We start from the raw sequence: 15,059 nt of genomic DNA on the forward strand, positions 1-15,059 counted from the left end.
TTTACCCACCGCCCATCCATGGAGGCAACTTGATGATCGATCTGAACAAACGCAGCGCCTTGCGCCTAGCCGCGCTGTCCGCTGCCGCCCTGGCCCTGGTGGCCTGCGGCAAGAAGGAAGAAGCCGCGCCGGCCGCCGCGCCCGCGCCCACCGCGGCTCCGGCACCGGCCGCGGCTGAACCGCTGAAGGCCGCCTGGATCTACGTCGGCCCGGTGGGCGACGGCGGCTGGAGCTACGCGCACGACAACGCGCGCAAGGCCGTGCAAAAGGAATTCGGCGACAAGATCATCACCAGCTTTGTCGAGAACGTGCCCGAGGGCGCCGACACCGAGCGCGTGGCGCGCGACCTGGTGGCCCAGGGCAACAAGCTGATCTTCGGCACCAGCTTCGGCTTCATGGAGCCGATGCTGAAGGTGGCCGCCGACAACCCGGGCGTCAAGTTCGAGCACGCCACGGGCTACAAGTCCAGCGAGAACCTGCGCACCTACGACAGCCGCACCTATGAAGGCGCGTACATGGCCGGCGTGATTGCCGGCGCCATGACCAAGTCCAACGTGCTGGGCGTGGTCGCCACCGTGCCGATCCCCGAGGTGGTGCGCAACGTCAACAGCTTCACGCTGGGCGCGCAGCTCACCAACCCCAACATCAAGACCAAGGTGGTGTGGATCAACGAGTGGCACAACCCGCCCAAGGAGACCGAGGCCGCCACCTCGCTGATCAACGGCGGCGCCGACGTGCTGTTCCAGAACACCGACTCGCCCTCGGTGCTCAAGACCGCCGAGTCAATGGGCAAGCGCGCCTTCGGCTGGGACTCCGACATGACCGCCTACGGGCCCAAGGCGCACCTGGGCTCGGCCGTCATCAACTGGGAGCCCTACTACAAGAAGTCGGTGTCCGAAGTGCTGGACGGCACCTGGAAGACCGGCCCCAACCAGTGGTGGGGCGTCAAGGAAGGCGCGATCGACCTGGTGTCGGTGGCCGACGACGTTCCGGCCGAGACCAAGGCCAAGCTCGACGAAGTCAAGGCCGGCCTGAAGGCGGGCACCTATCACATCTGGAAGGGCCCGCTGGCCGACAACGACGGCAAGGAAGTCCTGGCCAAGGACCAGGTGGCCGACGACAAGTTCCTGGGCGGCGTCAACTTCTTCGTCAAGGGCGTGGAAGGCAAGGTGCCGGGCGCCAAGTAAGCGGCGCCATCCTGGCCAAGGCGGCGGCAGGCCCAACCTGCCGCCGTTTTTTTTGCGCGCCGTTCGTACACTGTGCTGCACCGATACGCGGCAACCCGCCACGCCGGCACGCCCCGAGAATGCCCATGACCGCATCGATCCCGCCCATCGCCCCCGCGCATTTGCCCGCCCTGCTGGCCGCAGCCCCAAAGGCCGAGCTGCACATCCACATCGAAGGCTCGCTGGAGCCCGAAATGGCCTTTGCCCTGGCCGCGCGCAACGGCATCACACTGCCCTACGCCGACAGCCAGGCGCTGCGCCGGGCCTACAACTTCAGCGACCTGCAAAGCTTTCTCGACCTGTACTACCAAGGCGCCGGCGTACTGCTGACCGAGCAGGATTTTTACGATCTGGCCCGCGCCTACCTTGCGCAAGCTGCTGCAAACAATGTAGTACACGCCGAAATTTTCTTCGACCCCCAGACGCACACCGCGCGCGGCGTGGCGATGCAGACGGTGATCCGCGGGCTGGCGCGCGCGCAGGAAGAGGCCCGGCGCGAGCTGGGCATCACGAGCGCGCTGATCCTGTGCTTTTTGCGCCACTTGAGCGAGCGCGAGGCGTTCGAGACCCTCGAAGACGCCCTGCCCTTTCGCGAAGCATTCATCGGCGTGGGGCTGGACTCCAGCGAGCTGGGCCACCCGCCCGAAAAGTTTGCCCGCGTGTTTGCACGCTGCCGCGAGCTGGGCCTGCACATCGTCGCCCACGCCGGCGAAGAGGGGCCGCCCGCCTACATCTGGGCTGCGCTGGACGTGCTGAAGGCCGAGCGCATCGACCACGGCGTGCAGGCCGTGAACGACACCGCGCTGATGCAGCGCCTGGCGCAAGAGCGCATCCCGCTCACCGTCTGCCCGCTGTCCAACCAGAAGCTGCAAGTCTTCCCCGACCTGTCGCGCCACAGCCTGCCCGCCCTGCTGGACGGCGGCATGTGCGCCATGGTCAACAGCGATGACCCGGCTTACTTCGGCGGCTACGTCAACGCCAACTTTCAGGCCGTTTTTGCGGCCACCGGCATGGACGCCCGCGCCGCTTGGCAACTGGCGGCCAACAGCTTCGAGGCCAGCTTTGCGGAGGCCGGACAAAAGCAGCGCTGGCTTGAACAATTGAACGGGAGCTTCGAGCGCGCGCACGACGCGGCCCGGTAAAATCACCCTCCGCAGCGCTGCCGCCCCGACGGCGCCGCGCCTTCATTCACTCGGGGCCATGTCGAGGACAACCATGTACAAAAACCTCGTGGCCGCGCTTGCGGCCGCCTGTTTTTTTGCCCCCCTGCACGCCCAATCGCCCGCGCCGGCCCAGCCGCCCACGCGCGCCGCCTGGGTTTACGTCACGCCCATCACGCCCACCGGCTGGACGCACCAGCACGAGCTGGCGCGCCAGGCGGTGCAACAGGCGCTGGGCGAAGCGGTCAAGACCAGCGATGTCGAGAACGTGGCCGAGGGCCCCGACGCCGAGCGCGTGATCCGCGACCTGGCGCGCCAGGGCAATGACATCATTTTCACCACCAGCTTCGGCTACATGGAGCCGGTGCTGCGCGTGGCGCGCGAGTTCCCGCACGTGCGCTTCGAGTGCCAGACCTGCGTGCAGCGCGCGCCCAATGTCGCCACCTCCAACGCGCGCTACTACGAGGGACGCTACCTGTCGGGCATCGCGGCCGGGCGCATGACGAAGACCGGCGTGGTCGGCTACGTGGCGGGCTTTCCCATCCCCGAGATCCTGCAAAGCATCAACGCCTTCACGCTGGGCCTGCGCAGCGTCAACCCCACGGCCACCGTCAAGCTGGTGTGGCTGAACGAATGGTTCAACCCGCCGCGCGAGCGCGAAGCCGCCATGACCCTGATGGACCAGGGCGCCGACGTGCTGGCCTTCAACAGCGCGTCCACCGCCGTCATGAGCGCGGCCGAGGAGCGCGGCAAGCTGGCCATCGCCTACCACTCCGACATGCGCAGCGTGGCGCCGCACGCGCAACTGGCCGCCGTCACCCACCACTGGGGCGCCTACGACACGGCCCGCGTGCGCGCGTTGCGCGATGGCACATGGAAAAGCATGGACACGTGGGGCGGCGTGAAGGACGGCATGGTGCGCATCGAGGCCTTCGGCCCCAAGGTGCCCGCGGCCGTGCGCGACGAGGTGCTGGCGCGGCAAAAAGACATTGCCGCCGGCCGCCTGCGCCCCTTTGCCGGCCCCATCACCGACAACACCGGCGCGCTGCAGGTGCCCCAGGGCCAGAGCGCCAGCGACGCCGAGATCCTGAAGATGAACTACCTGGTCGATGGCGTGCAGGGCAGCCTGCCGCGCTGAGCCTGCGGTTCAAGGCAAAATGCCGGCTTTGCGCTGGGCCATCTTGCGCAATCAGCTATCAATAGATGAGTAACGCGTCATGAGCATCAAGAGCGACAAGTGGATCCGCCGCATGGCGCAGGAGCACGGCATGATCGAGCCCTTCGAGCCCGGCCAGGTGCGCCAGGTCGATGGCCGCAAGATCGTCAGCTACGGTACCAGCAGCTACGGCTACGACATCCGCTGCGCGCCCGAGTTCAAGATCTTCACCAACATCCACAGCACCGTGGTGGATCCGAAGAACTTCGACGAAAAGAGCTTCGTCGATTTCCATGGCGACAGCTGCATCATCCCGCCCAACAGCTTTGCGCTGGCGCGCACGGTCGAGTACTTCCGCATCCCGCGCAACGTGCTGACCATCTGCCTGGGCAAAAGCACCTACGCGCGCTGCGGCATCATCGTCAACGTCACGCCCTTCGAGCCCGAGTGGGAAGGCTATGTGACGCTCGAATTCAGCAACACCACCCCGCTGCCAGCCAAGATCTATGCGGGTGAGGGCTGCGCGCAGGTGTTGTTCTTCGAGAGCGACGAGGTCTGCGAGACCAGCTACAAGGACCGCGGCGGCAAGTACCAGGGGCAGGTGGGGGTGACCTTGCCCAAGACGTGACCCGTTGGCGCCGAGCCGTCGAACCGTCTGCCGAAGACGTGACCCGTTGGATGCCACACGTCGGAATCGCTTCGCGGTTCCGACCTACCCAGGAATAGCCGCCCTCGTAGGTCGGAACCGCGAAGCGATTCCGACGGTTTGGTGACAACGATGCCAACTCCGAAGTCGTTGGTTCACTCCCCCCGCACATCCACCGCCTCCCCAGCCGCCCAATCGGCAGGGTATGTTCCGCGCCTTACGTGCTGAGCAAAACTCGAATGCGGCCACTCGACCGGCGTCTCGGCCCAACCGTGCTTGACCGGGTTGTAGTGGATGTAGTCCATGTGCCTTGCCAGATCGGCGTCGTCCCGAATCTGATGCTCCCAAAAACGCCGCTGCCAGATACCGCGCTCGCCCGTTTTCTGTCGCACGGCTGAGCGGGGCTCCGCCACCGGCAGCGCTTTCGAGAAATCCGTTTTGATGCGCCGCCAGCGGATTGAAAAATCGGCATCCTGCGGCGACAAACGCCACAGCCAATGCATGTGCTCGGGCAGCACGACCCAGGCCAGGATGGCAAAGGGCCGGCGCGCGCGCTCATCGGCCACGCACGCGCGCAACACGTCGATGTGCCGCACCAGCAAGTCGTTGCCGTGGCGTTGCAGCAGATTGACCGTAAAGAACCACGTGGCGCCCGGTGTGTTGGCGCGGATGAAGCGGGGCATGGGCGGCTCGATGTTGAACGTTTGTTCGTCGGAATCGCTTCGCGGTTCCGACCTACCCGCAAAACACCGCCCTCGTAGGTCGGAACCGCGAAGCGATTCCGACGGTTCGAGACGGTTCGAATTCAGACAACGTCATTCACGCGGATCACTCCCGCATCGCCAACCGCGCCGCCGCCAGATCCCACCCCGCCCAGCCGCAGCTCTTGAACAGCACCGGCCCGCGCCCATCACGCTGGCCGGCGCGCACCACGTCGCCCAGGCTCGGGCAGGCCCCAACGTCGATGCCGGCCTGCAGCAGATCACCCGCCTCGTGCTCGGCCTCGCGCGTGTCCACCACGATGCGGCCGCACGCCGCCACGTGGCGGCACAGCCCGGGCGCCAGCTCGACCATCTGCGGCGTGAAGGCACCCACCGCCGCGATGAAGGCGTCGACACGCGGCAGCGCACGCAGCACCACGCCGCTGGCGGGCGTGCAGGTGACGATGAGCGGGCAGTCGGCCAGGACGGCATCAGCGTCGGGCACCACGTCGGCTTGCAGACCCAGCGCTTGCGCGTGATCGACCAGGGTTTGGGCACTGGCCGCGCTGCGCGAGGCAATGCGAAAACGCCGCACGCCCAGCACCTGGGCAAACACCTCCAGATGCGCCCGCCCCTGCACGCCGGCGCCGACGATCAGCATGGGCCCGGCGGTGTCGGGCGCCAGCCAGCGCGCACCCAGCGCCGACACGGCGGCGGTGCGGCGGGCGGTGATGGTGGGGCCGTCCAGGATGAGGCGGCGCGTGCCGCTGGCGACGTCGAACACCGTCACGTCGCCCTGGATGGTGGGCGTGGCGCTGCCCACGTTGGCGGGCGTGAAGCTGATCAGCTTGGTCATGGCCACGCGCGCGTCGCAGCCCGGCATGACAAACAACACGGCACCGTGCGCGGTGGGCATGACGATGCGCTCGGGCACGCGCACGCTCAGGTCTTGCAGCAACGCCTCGATCTCATCGACCAGCGCGGGCCAGGGCAGGCGCTCGGCGGTCTGGCGGGCGTCCAGCGTGGTGGCCATCAGTCGATTGCTCCCGCACCGCGGCGCGCGTCGTGCGCCACCGTCAGCGCCGTGCGAATACCGATGCGCAGGCCGTCCACCATCTGCGCCAACGGCATGCCGTGCCCGGCCTGTTCGGGCAGTGGCGGCACATGGATGAAACCGCCGCGCGTGCGCGCAAAGCCGCGCGTGCTGGCCAGGTGGTGCATCAGCCCGTAGAAGACGTGGTTGCAGACAAAGGTGCCGGCGGTTTGCGACACCTCCACCGCGATGCCCGCCGACTGGATGGCCGCGTGCATGGCCTTGATGGGCAGGCGCGTGAAATACGCCGCCGGCGCACCCGCGATCACGGGCAGGTCGATGGGTTGCGCCCCGGCGTTGTCGGCAATGCGCGCGTCATCCACGTTGATGGCCACGCGCTCCAGCGACAGCGCCGAGCGGCTGGCCGCCAGCCCCAGGCAGATCACCAGCGCCGGCCGGTGCTCGGCCAGCAGTGCGCGCAGCCGCGTGAGCGATGCGCCGAACTGCGTGGGCAACTGCGCCGCCACCACCCGGTGGCCGGCGATCTGGCGTCGGTGCAGGCGCTGGGCCGCCAGCCAGCTGGGGTTGATCGGGTCACCGCCAAACGGGTCGAATCCGGTCAGCAACACCGATTTGCATTCGACGGGCTTTTTTGGCGGATGGCGAAAGGACGATGGCGCTACCATCACGCCAATTTAGCGCAAGCCGCGCGGCACCGGGAGCCAGGCATGAGATGGGAAGACCAACGCGAATCCAGCAACGTGGAAGACCGCCGCGACGGCAGCGGTGGCGGCGGCTTTGGCATCGGCGGGCGCAGCATCGGTGTGGGCACCATCGTGCTGGCGCTGATCGGCTGGGGCGTGTTCGGCATCAACCCGCTGACCACCATCGGCGTGCTGTCGGGTGGCAGCCCGGCGCCGGTGCAGCAGGGCCCGGCGCACGCGCCGCCCAGCAACGACAAGAACGCCGCCTTCGTGTCCGTCGTGCTGGCCTCCACCGAGGACGTGTGGAGCCAGATCTTCCAGCAGGCCGGTCAGCGCTACCCCGCGCCCAAGCTGGTGCTGTACCGGGGCGCCACGCCAACGGCCTGCGGCACCGGCCAGTCGGCCATGGGGCCGTTTTATTGCCCGGGCGACCAGAAGGTGTACCTGGACATGGACTTTTTCGACACCATGACGCGCCAACTCGGCGTGCCGGGCGAGTTTGCCCGCGCCTACGTGGTCGCGCACGAGGTGGGCCACCACATCCAGAACCTGCAGGGCATCACCGGCAAGGTGGACGGCATGCGCGGGCGCATCAGCGAGGCGCAGCAAAACGCGCTGTCGGTGCGCCTGGAATTGCAGGCCGACTGCTACGCCGGCATCTGGGCCAACAAGTCGCAGCAGGCCAAGCAGTGGCTGGACGCGGGCGACATCGAGTCGGCCATCAACGCCGCCCAGCAGATCGGCGACGACACGCTGCAAAAGCGCAGCCGGGGCTATGCCGTGCCCGACAGCTTCACCCACGGCTCCAGCGCCCAGCGCGTGCGCTGGTTCACGCAGGGCTACAAGACGGGCAGCGTGCAGGCTTGCGACACCTTCAACGCGCAGGGCCTCTGACGTCACGCGCGGGCTGCCCTGTTCCGGGGCGGCGTCATGCTTTGTTGCACTTCAAATGGGTCAAAGTGCGACAATAGAAGGTTAATGACGACCAAATACTCCGATCTCGCGCTGGCCGAGCCCCTCAAGCGCGCCGTGGCCGACATGGGCTACGAGACCATGACCCCCATCCAGGCGCAGGCCATTCCGGTGGTGCTGGCGGGCCAGGACGTGATGGGCGCCGCGCAGACCGGCACCGGCAAGACGGCGGCCTTCTCGCTGCCGCTGTTGCAGCGCCTGCTCAAGCACGAAACCGCCTCGCTCTCGCCGGCGCGCCACCCGGTGCGCGCGCTGGTGCTGCTGCCCACGCGCGAGCTGGCGGTGCAGGTGGCCGACCAGGTCAAGCAATACGCCAAATACACGCAGCTGCGCAGCGCCGTGGTCTTTGGCGGCATGGACATGAAGCCGCAGACCGCCGAGCTGCGCCAGGGCGTCGAGGTGCTGGTGGCCACGCCCGGGCGCCTGCTGGACCACATCGAGGCCAAGACCGCGGTGCTGAACCAGGTGGAATACGTGGTGCTGGACGAAGCCGACCGCATGCTCGACATCGGCTTCCTGCCCGACTTGCAGCGCATCCTGAGCCATCTGCCCAAAAGCCGCACCACGCTGCTGTTTTCGGCCACCTTCTCGCCCGAGATCAAGCGCCTGGCCGAAAGCTATCTGAGCAACCCCATCACCATCGAGGTGGCGCGCCCCAACGCCACCGCCTCCACCGTCGATCAGCACTTTTATCTGCTGGACGACGACGACAAGCGCCGCGCCATCCGCCAGGTGCTGAAGGACCAGCAGCTGCGCCAGGCCTTCGTGTTCTGCAACAGCAAGCTGGGCACGGCGCGGCTGGCGCGCGCGCTGGAGCGCGACGGCCTGAAGACCACGGCCCTGCACGGCGACAAGAGCCAGGACGAGCGCCTGAAGTCGCTGGAGGCCTTCAAGGCCGGCGAGGTCGATCTGCTGGTGGCCACCGACGTGGCCGCGCGCGGGCTGGACATCAAGGACGTGCCGGCCGTCTTCAACTACGACGTGCCCTTCAACCCCGAGGACTACGTGCACCGCATCGGCCGCACCGGCCGCGCCGGCGCATCGGGCCTGGCCGTGACCCTGGTCACCAAGCACGACCAGCGCCTGATGGGCGAGCTGGAAAAGCTGCTCAAGACCAAGGTCGAGCTGGAGCACCTGGAGTTCGACGACGAGCGCCCGCGCGGGCGCGCCAACGATGGCCGCCGGCGCTGGCAGGGCGACGAAACCGGCGACAGCCGCGACGACGCCCGGCGCGAGCGCAGCGAGCGGCGCACCCGCACGCCGCACGCCGCGCCGCGTGCCGAGTCGCAAGACCCCTTCTTCAGCCAGCCCTACAGCGCCACGCCGGCTGCGGCCGACGAGGCGCCTCCCGCCTGGGACACGCCCCAGCGCCAGCGCACCGGACGCTCGGCCAACATCAAGCCCAAGCGCACGGTGGCGGCGCTGCTCAAGGCTGCCGCGCCGGTTTCGCAATAGTCGGCGGGACGCGGCACGGCGTGCGCTGTCAGCACTTGGGGACCACCTGGCGCCGGTGATTCGCTCTGCGCCGTTGCCCCTCACCCCAGCCCGAGGGTTGGCGGCGAGGCGCCACCACTCTTTTGGCCGTCCAGTTCCGCGCAGGCGCAACCGGAGCCGCGGCCTTCAGCCCCAAAGGGGCGAGGCAGCAACACCCCTCAGCGTTGGGGCATGTCCTTGTAGGAATAGCCCAGGCTGATCGTGGCGTCGTCGGGGATGGGCGGCATGGTGGCGTTCCAGGCCAGCCAGTCGGCGCGCATCGCATCCAGGCGCGCGGGCTCTTTCCTGGCCAGGTTGGCGCGCTCGCGCTCATCCTGCGGGATGTTGAACAGGTATTCGTTGTCGTCCACCTTCAGGTACTTCCAGTCGCCCATGCGCAGCGCGCGCTGGTCGCGGTGGTTCATGCGAAAGTGCAGCGGGCGGTCAAACGCGTGCGCGGCGTCGCGCAGCACGGGCAGCAGCGACACGCCGTCCAGCGGATAGTCGGGGTGCGCAGCCACGCCGGCCGCATCGAGCATGGTGGCTGACCAGTCCATCGTCATGCACAGTTGCGCGCTGTCGCCGCCCGCGCGGATGACGGCCGGCCAATGCGCGATCCAGGGCACGCGGATGCCGCCTTCGGTCAAATCCATCTTGCCGCCCACCAGCGGCCAGTTGTCCGAAAAGCGCTCGCCGCCGTTGTCGCTGGTGAACACGACCAGGGTGTTGTCCGCCTGGCCCGTGCGGCGCAGCGCCTGCATGATCTGGCCGATGCCCTCGTCCATGTGGTGGATCATGCGGCGATAGACGTGGATGTTGCCCGCGGCCAGGTCGAACAGGTTGTCCCGGATGGTGGGCGCGCGCGCGGCGTCGTCGCGCGTCTCCCACGGCCAATGCGGCGCGGTGTAGTGCAGGCTGACGAAAAACGGCGCGTCCTGCGCGGCCATGCGCTCGACGTACTCGACCGTGCGCCGGGACAGCAGGTCGGTCAGGTAGCCCTCCTGGTGGTGCTCCACGTCGTTTTCCCACAGGTCGTGGCGGCCGCTGGAATCGCAATGCGTGAAGTAGTCCACCCCGCCGGCCAGCGGGCCAAAGCTTTCTTCATAGCCCGACTTGAGCGGCCCGAAATGGGGCGCAAAACCCAGGTGCCACTTGCCGATCAACGCCGTGCGGTAACCCGCGGCGCGCAACAGCGAGGGCAGCGTGGGGTGCTCGGGCGGCAGGCCCAGCGCGGTGCTGCCGCGGCTCTTGCTGTTGATGGGCTCTTCGGCCGCGCCGCGCAGGCGGTACTGGTAGCGCGCCGTCATCAGCGCAAAGCGCGTGGGCGAGCACACGGGCGAGTTGCTGTAGCCCTGGGTGAAGCGGATGCCGTCGGCCGCCAGGCCGTCGAGCACCGGCGACACGGGGCCCCAGGGCTCGTCGCGCCCGCCGTAGCAGCCCAGGTCGGCATAGCCCAGGTCGTCGGCGACGATGTAGATGATGTTGGGTTGGTTTTTGGTCATTTCAACCTCTGGCCCTTGTACGACAAGCGCAAACAGCTATCAAAAATCCAGCATCACTCGACGTGCATGCCGGTCGCGCGAATCACCCGCTCGTAGCGCGCCGACAAGTCCGCCAGCCGCTTGCTGGCGGCCGCGCCGGTCAGGCCCTCCTGGAACATGTCCAGATCGAGCAGGCGCTGCTTGACCTGGGGCTGGGCCAGCGCGTCGGCAAAGCCTTTTTGCAGGGTCTGCACCACGGCGTCGGGGGTGGCGGCGGGCACCATGGCCACGTACAGCACCTCCTGCTCGAGGTTCTTGTGACCGGCCTCGGCCACCGTGGGCACGCTGGGCGCCAGGGCCGAACGCTGGCGGCTGGTGACGGCCAGCGCGGTGATCTTGCCGGCCTTGACGTGCGGCAGCATGCCGGGCGTGGCCAGCACGCCGGCGTCCACCTCGCCCGACAGCACGGCCATCACCGCCGGGCTGTTGCCCTTGTAGGGCACCTGGGTGATCTTCATGCCCGTGGCTTCCTTGAACAGCTCCACCGCCAGGTGGCCGGGGCTGCCCGAGCCGGCGGAGCTGAAGGTGACGCCCTTGCCTTTGCCGGCGGCAATCAGGTCGGCCAGCGTCTTGTAGCCCGTGCCGGGGTTGGCGCCCACCAGCAGGCCGGACGAGGCCATCACCATCACCGGCTTGAAATCGGCGGGCTTGAACGGCAGGCTCTTGTAGATGTGCGGGTTGACGGTGAAGGCCGTGTCGATGCCGATCAGCACCGTGTAGCCGTCGGGCGCGCTCTTGGCCACCTGGTCGGCACCGATGTTGCCCGAGGCGCCGGGCTTGTTCTCGACGATGAAGGACTGCTTGAGCGACTGCTGCAGCTCGTGCGCCAGCGAGCGCGCGATGATGTCCGAGGGGCCGCCGGGAGGGAAGTTGTTGACGAACTTCACCGTGCGGGCCGGATACGCATCCTGGGCAAACGCGGCGGCACCCAGGGTGAGCAGCGCGGCAGCGCCGGTCAGCAGAAATCGTTGAAGGATCATGGCAGTGTTCATGAATTCACGGGTCAGAAGTCAGAGGTCAGCGGCCAGAGAATGCAAGGGAGCAGCAGCACATCCAACGCAAAGAGCCCAATGGCCGCGGAGCAGGCCAATTCAGTTGTCCATAGCGCTGCGCGCCACCCGCAGGGCGTGAAACCCAAAGGGACCAATGGCCGCGGAGCAGGCCAAGCCAGCGATCGCCGTGGAAGGGCTTGGCCCGCCCACAGGCGATGCCCCCTGAAGGGGGCTGAGGTCTGCGGCTCCAGACCTGCCTGCGCAGGTCTGGACAGACCGAAGGGCCGCCGCCTCTGGCGGCGAGCACCAGGCGCAACATCGCGCAGCGAGTGAAGACTGGGGGTGCGCGTCATCTCACGGTTGATAGCCGGACTTTTGCACCACCGGCGCCCACTGCGCGCGATAGGCCTTGAGCATGGCCGCGGCTTGCGCGGGCGTGCTGGCCACGGCCACCATCCTGGCGTCGTGAAACAGGCGCTGCGTATCGCTTTGACGCATCACCTGCTCCACCGCCGCACCCAGACGCGCCACGCGGTCCTTTGGCATGCTGGCCGGCGCAAACAGCGCGTTCCAGCCGGTACCCACCAGGTCCAGTCCCGCTTCCTTGAAGGTCGGGATGTCGGCCGAAAAGGGCGAACGCTTGGCCCCCGAGGTAGCCAGGATGCGCAGCTTGCCCGCCTCGTGCTGCGGCAGCAGGGTGTCCAGCGTGTCCACCGCCACCGGCACCTGCCCGCCGATCAGGTCGGTGGCCAAGGGGCCCGAGCCGCGATAGCCCACCACCTGCACGTCGATGTGCGCACGCTCGCCCATCATCAGCGCAAAAAAATGCGGCAGGCTGCCCGTGGCCGGCACGCCGATGTTGGCCTGCTTGGGGTTGGCGCGCAGCCAGGCCAGCAGGTGGCTCAGGGCCTTGACCGGCACCGAACTGGACACCGCCACGCCAAACTCGTAGTCGGTGACCTGCGAGACGGGTTGAAAGTCCTTGTCGGGGTCATAGCCGTTGTTCTTGAACACCAACGGCGCCACCACCATGGTGGCCGGGTTGGCCAGCACCAGCACGCTCTGGCTGGCGGCCACGCCCTTGGTCTGCTGCATGGCCACGCGCCCGCCGGCGCCGGTCTTGTTCTCGACGATCACCGTCTGGCCCAGCACGCCACCCAGCTTGTCGGCGATGATGCGGGCGGCGCGGTCGCTGGAGCCGCCGGGGGCATAGGGCACCACGATGCTCAGGGCGCCACCGGACTGCGCGCGCGCCAGACTGGCGAATGGAGCGGCCACGGCGGCCGCGGTGGCTTGGAGTGCAAGGCGTCGAAACATGGTGAAATTCCTCGGAGGTGAACATGTAGTGACCAAAGTCAAGCACTGTAGATGCCCCAGATCAATTGACAAAGTCAATCCTTGCCCGGAATTACCCGCATGCCCGACCGCCACCTGCTTGCTCCCCGAACGCTGGACGACATGCTGCTGTACGCCATGTGGCAGCTGCAAACCAGCGCCGGCCAGGTGGTCACGCGCGTGGTCGAGGGCGAATACGGCATCACGCGGCGCCAGTGGCGGGTGCTGGCGCTGCTGGCCACGCATGAGGGAGTGCTCTCGTCGCAACTGGCCGAACGCAGCGGGCTCGACCGCGCGCAGACCTCGCGCGCGCTCACCGTCCTGGCCGGCAAAGGGCTGGTGCAGCGCACCCCGCGCCCCGGCGACCGCCGCGAGGTCCTGGTGCACCTGAGCGCGTCCGGCCGGGCGCTCTACGCCGCGCTGCTGCCGCGCGTGATCGAAATCAATCGACAGCTGCTGTCGGCGCTCGACGCCGACGAAGTGAGCGCGCTGGCCAAAAGCCTGCAGCGCCTGCAAGAACAGGCCGAGCGCATGCGCCTGCAGGGGCGCTGCTGATCGAGCGCCAGGGCCGTGCAAAACAAAAAGCCCGGACGCCTTGAGCGTCGGGGCTTTTTGCATGAATGTCCTGGTCGGGGTGAGAGGATTCGAACCTCCGGCCTCTACGTCCCGAACGCCTATTTATTGTCAATAAAATCAATGTGTTGTACGATTAAAACCATTATTTGGGACACTTCGGGGACACGGGCCGGTGGGCACTATTTCAAAACGCGGAGAGTTGCAGTGGCAGGCCAAGGTCAGGCGCCGTGGCTTCCCTGCTCAGTCACGAACCTTCTCCTACAAGGAGGATGCCGAACGTTGGGTTCGGGCGATGGAGCGCGAGTTGGAGACGACCGGTTTCATCGACCGCCGGGAGGCCGAGCGCAACACCTTGGCCGACATCCTTGTTCGGTATGAGCAAGAAGTCACGCCGCAGAAAAAATCGGCAGCGATGGAGTCCACCAAGATCAAGGTCTTGCTCAAGGACGCAGCCCTTACCCAGATCAAGACCTCGGCCTTGAGCAGCTCGATTGTTGCTGCCTGGCGTGACCGCCGCCTCAAGCAGGTCAGCGGGGCGACGGTCAACCGCGAGATCGACATTCTGTCGGCGGCGATCAACCACGCGCGGCGTGAGTGGGGCATTCACATCGAAAACCCCATCCCCTTGGTGCGGCGGCCGGAGAAGGCCAAAGCCAGGGACAGGCGCTTCTCGGATGAGGAGATGGTGTATCTACTCGCGGCCTTGACAGGCGGTGAACGTCTGGTCGATGGCACGTTCAGCAAAGGAGCGCGCAACCCCTGGCTGCAGCCCTTGGTGGAGTTGGCTGTGGAGACTGCCATGCGCCGAGGTGAGTTGTTGTCGCTGCGGTGGGAATGTGTGAATCTGGCCCGGCAAACGGCGTTCTTGCCCGACACCAAGAATGGCGACTCGCGCATGGTGCCCTTGTCGCGCAAGGCGGTGGCGATCCTGCAGGAGCTGCAGGTCGTGGCTGGCGCAAACGACGCCCATGAAGGGCCTGTGTTCCAGACGACGGCCATGGCTTTGCGCAAAGGATTCAAGCGAGCGTTGGAGCGCGCCCAGCAGCAGTACAAGGAAGACTGTCGAGCCGCCGGTAAACGCGCAGTGCGGGGCTTTCTGGAGGATGTCCATTTCCATGACACCCGCCACGAAGCAGCGTCGCGTTTATCGGAAAAGCTGAGCAACGTCCTGGAGCTGTCCGCCGTGACCGGGCACAAGGACTTGCGCATGCTCAAGCGTTACTACCATCCCCGCGCCGAAGACTTGGCGAAGAAGCTGGGGTAGGTGGCCCGCTCGACTGTGGACAAGGCTGTGTTCTGAACGGGTTGTCCTCGTTATATCGCCCCTTGAGAGTTCGATACATCGCCCCTGATCGTGTTCTGGGGCGGGGTTCGTTAGATCGCCCCTCATTGGTTCGTTAGATCACCCCTTGTCTATACCTATAGGATGTTCTGATTGCTTTCCTATAGTTCTTGCTGGTAGCGCTTGCAGTTTCGGTGGAAAAGTCTGCAGGTTTGCTGGAGCCAGATCAAGCTCCATTGCCTGAAAGCGTGTGACAGACTAA

14 protein-coding genes are annotated in these 15,059 nt (G+C 67.0%); 8 read left to right on the forward strand and 6 right to left on the reverse strand.

All coding sequences use genetic code 11. The annotated features are described in order from the left end of the window. The first annotated feature begins 32 nt into the window (after positions 1-32). The 4 genes from U1F38_RS12440 (at position 33) to dcd (ending at position 4,170) form a co-directional block, all read left to right on the forward strand. Entirely contained in the window at positions 33-1,187 is a 1,155-nt protein-coding gene (locus U1F38_RS12440; RefSeq protein ID WP_409987387.1) for a BMP family ABC transporter substrate-binding protein, read from the forward strand. Between the two features lie 125 nt (positions 1,188-1,312). Further along, positions 1,313-2,368 carry an adenosine deaminase gene (locus U1F38_RS12445; protein WP_409987388.1) on the forward strand — a complete coding sequence of 352 codons (1,056 nt, stop codon included), beginning with the start codon at positions 1,313-1,315 and terminating at the stop codon, positions 2,366-2,368. Between the two features lie 73 nt (positions 2,369-2,441). Continuing rightward, positions 2,442-3,524, forward strand: a complete 1,083-nt coding sequence (locus tag U1F38_RS12450) for a BMP family ABC transporter substrate-binding protein (protein ID WP_409987389.1) — start codon at positions 2,442-2,444, stop codon at positions 3,522-3,524. A gap of 79 nt (positions 3,525-3,603) precedes the next feature. Beyond that, positions 3,604-4,170, forward strand: coding sequence for a dCTP deaminase (dcd, locus tag U1F38_RS12455; RefSeq protein WP_409987390.1), 567 nt, complete (start codon positions 3,604-3,606; stop codon positions 4,168-4,170). A 173-nt stretch (positions 4,171-4,343) separates the two neighbouring features. Here the strand turns inward: dcd and U1F38_RS12460 are convergent, their stop codons facing one another. The 3 genes from U1F38_RS12460 to pcp form a co-directional block, all read right to left on the reverse strand. Next, positions 4,344-4,871, reverse strand: coding sequence for an REP-associated tyrosine transposase (locus tag U1F38_RS12460; protein WP_409987391.1), 528 nt, complete (start codon positions 4,869-4,871; stop codon positions 4,344-4,346). Positions 4,872-5,016: 145 nt separating this feature from the next. Beyond that, the gene (locus U1F38_RS12465) at positions 5,017-5,922 is read right to left on the reverse strand and encodes a delta(1)-pyrroline-2-carboxylate reductase family protein (RefSeq protein ID WP_409987392.1); all 906 of its coding nucleotides are present in this window, start codon (positions 5,920-5,922) and stop codon (positions 5,017-5,019) included. Then, positions 5,922-6,608: a pyroglutamyl-peptidase I gene (gene pcp / locus U1F38_RS12470; protein WP_409987393.1), complete on the reverse strand. Its 687-nt coding sequence runs from the start codon at positions 6,606-6,608 to the stop codon at positions 5,922-5,924. Before pcp ends, U1F38_RS12465 begins: the two co-directional genes overlap by 1 nt. A gap of 42 nt (positions 6,609-6,650) precedes the next feature. Here pcp and U1F38_RS12475 point away from each other — a divergent pair, with 42 nt between their 5' ends. Together U1F38_RS12475 and U1F38_RS12480 are read left to right on the forward strand one after the other, a co-directional pair. After that, a complete protein-coding gene (locus U1F38_RS12475) occupies positions 6,651-7,520 on the forward strand; it encodes a neutral zinc metallopeptidase (RefSeq protein ID WP_409987394.1) in 870 nt (289 codons plus the stop codon). 84 nt (positions 7,521-7,604) lie between these two features. Next, entirely contained in the window at positions 7,605-9,053 is a 1,449-nt protein-coding gene (locus U1F38_RS12480; protein WP_409987395.1) for a DEAD/DEAH box helicase, read from the forward strand. Positions 9,054-9,250: 197 nt separating this feature from the next. Here U1F38_RS12480 and U1F38_RS12485 read toward each other — a convergent pair whose 3' ends face one another. The 3 genes from U1F38_RS12485 to U1F38_RS12495 all read right to left on the reverse strand — a co-directional run bounded on the left by U1F38_RS12485 (position 9,251) and on the right by U1F38_RS12495 (position 12,921). Beyond that, a complete protein-coding gene (locus U1F38_RS12485) occupies positions 9,251-10,573 on the reverse strand; it encodes a sulfatase (RefSeq protein ID WP_409987396.1) in 1,323 nt (440 codons plus the stop codon). Positions 10,574-10,626: 53 nt separating this feature from the next. Continuing rightward, the gene (locus tag U1F38_RS12490; RefSeq protein WP_409987397.1) at positions 10,627-11,604 is read right to left on the reverse strand and encodes a Bug family tripartite tricarboxylate transporter substrate binding protein; all 978 of its coding nucleotides are present in this window, start codon (positions 11,602-11,604) and stop codon (positions 10,627-10,629) included. Positions 11,605-11,958: 354 nt separating this feature from the next. Further along, a complete protein-coding gene (locus U1F38_RS12495; RefSeq protein ID WP_409987398.1) occupies positions 11,959-12,921 on the reverse strand; it encodes a Bug family tripartite tricarboxylate transporter substrate binding protein in 963 nt (320 codons plus the stop codon). Between the two features lie 99 nt (positions 12,922-13,020). On the opposite strand from U1F38_RS12495, the gene U1F38_RS12500 reads away from it, so the two are divergent. Continuing rightward, positions 13,021-13,494, forward strand: coding sequence for a MarR family winged helix-turn-helix transcriptional regulator (locus U1F38_RS12500; protein ID WP_409987399.1), 474 nt, complete (start codon positions 13,021-13,023; stop codon positions 13,492-13,494). Between the two features lie 193 nt (positions 13,495-13,687). Then, entirely contained in the window at positions 13,688-14,779 is a 1,092-nt protein-coding gene (locus tag U1F38_RS12505) for a site-specific integrase (protein ID WP_409987400.1), read from the forward strand. The last annotated feature ends 280 nt before the right edge of the window (positions 14,780-15,059 follow it).

The sequence above is a fragment of the Ottowia sp. genome (assembly GCF_046348305.1).
Lineage (GTDB): Bacteria > Pseudomonadota > Gammaproteobacteria > Burkholderiales > Burkholderiaceae_C > Ottowia.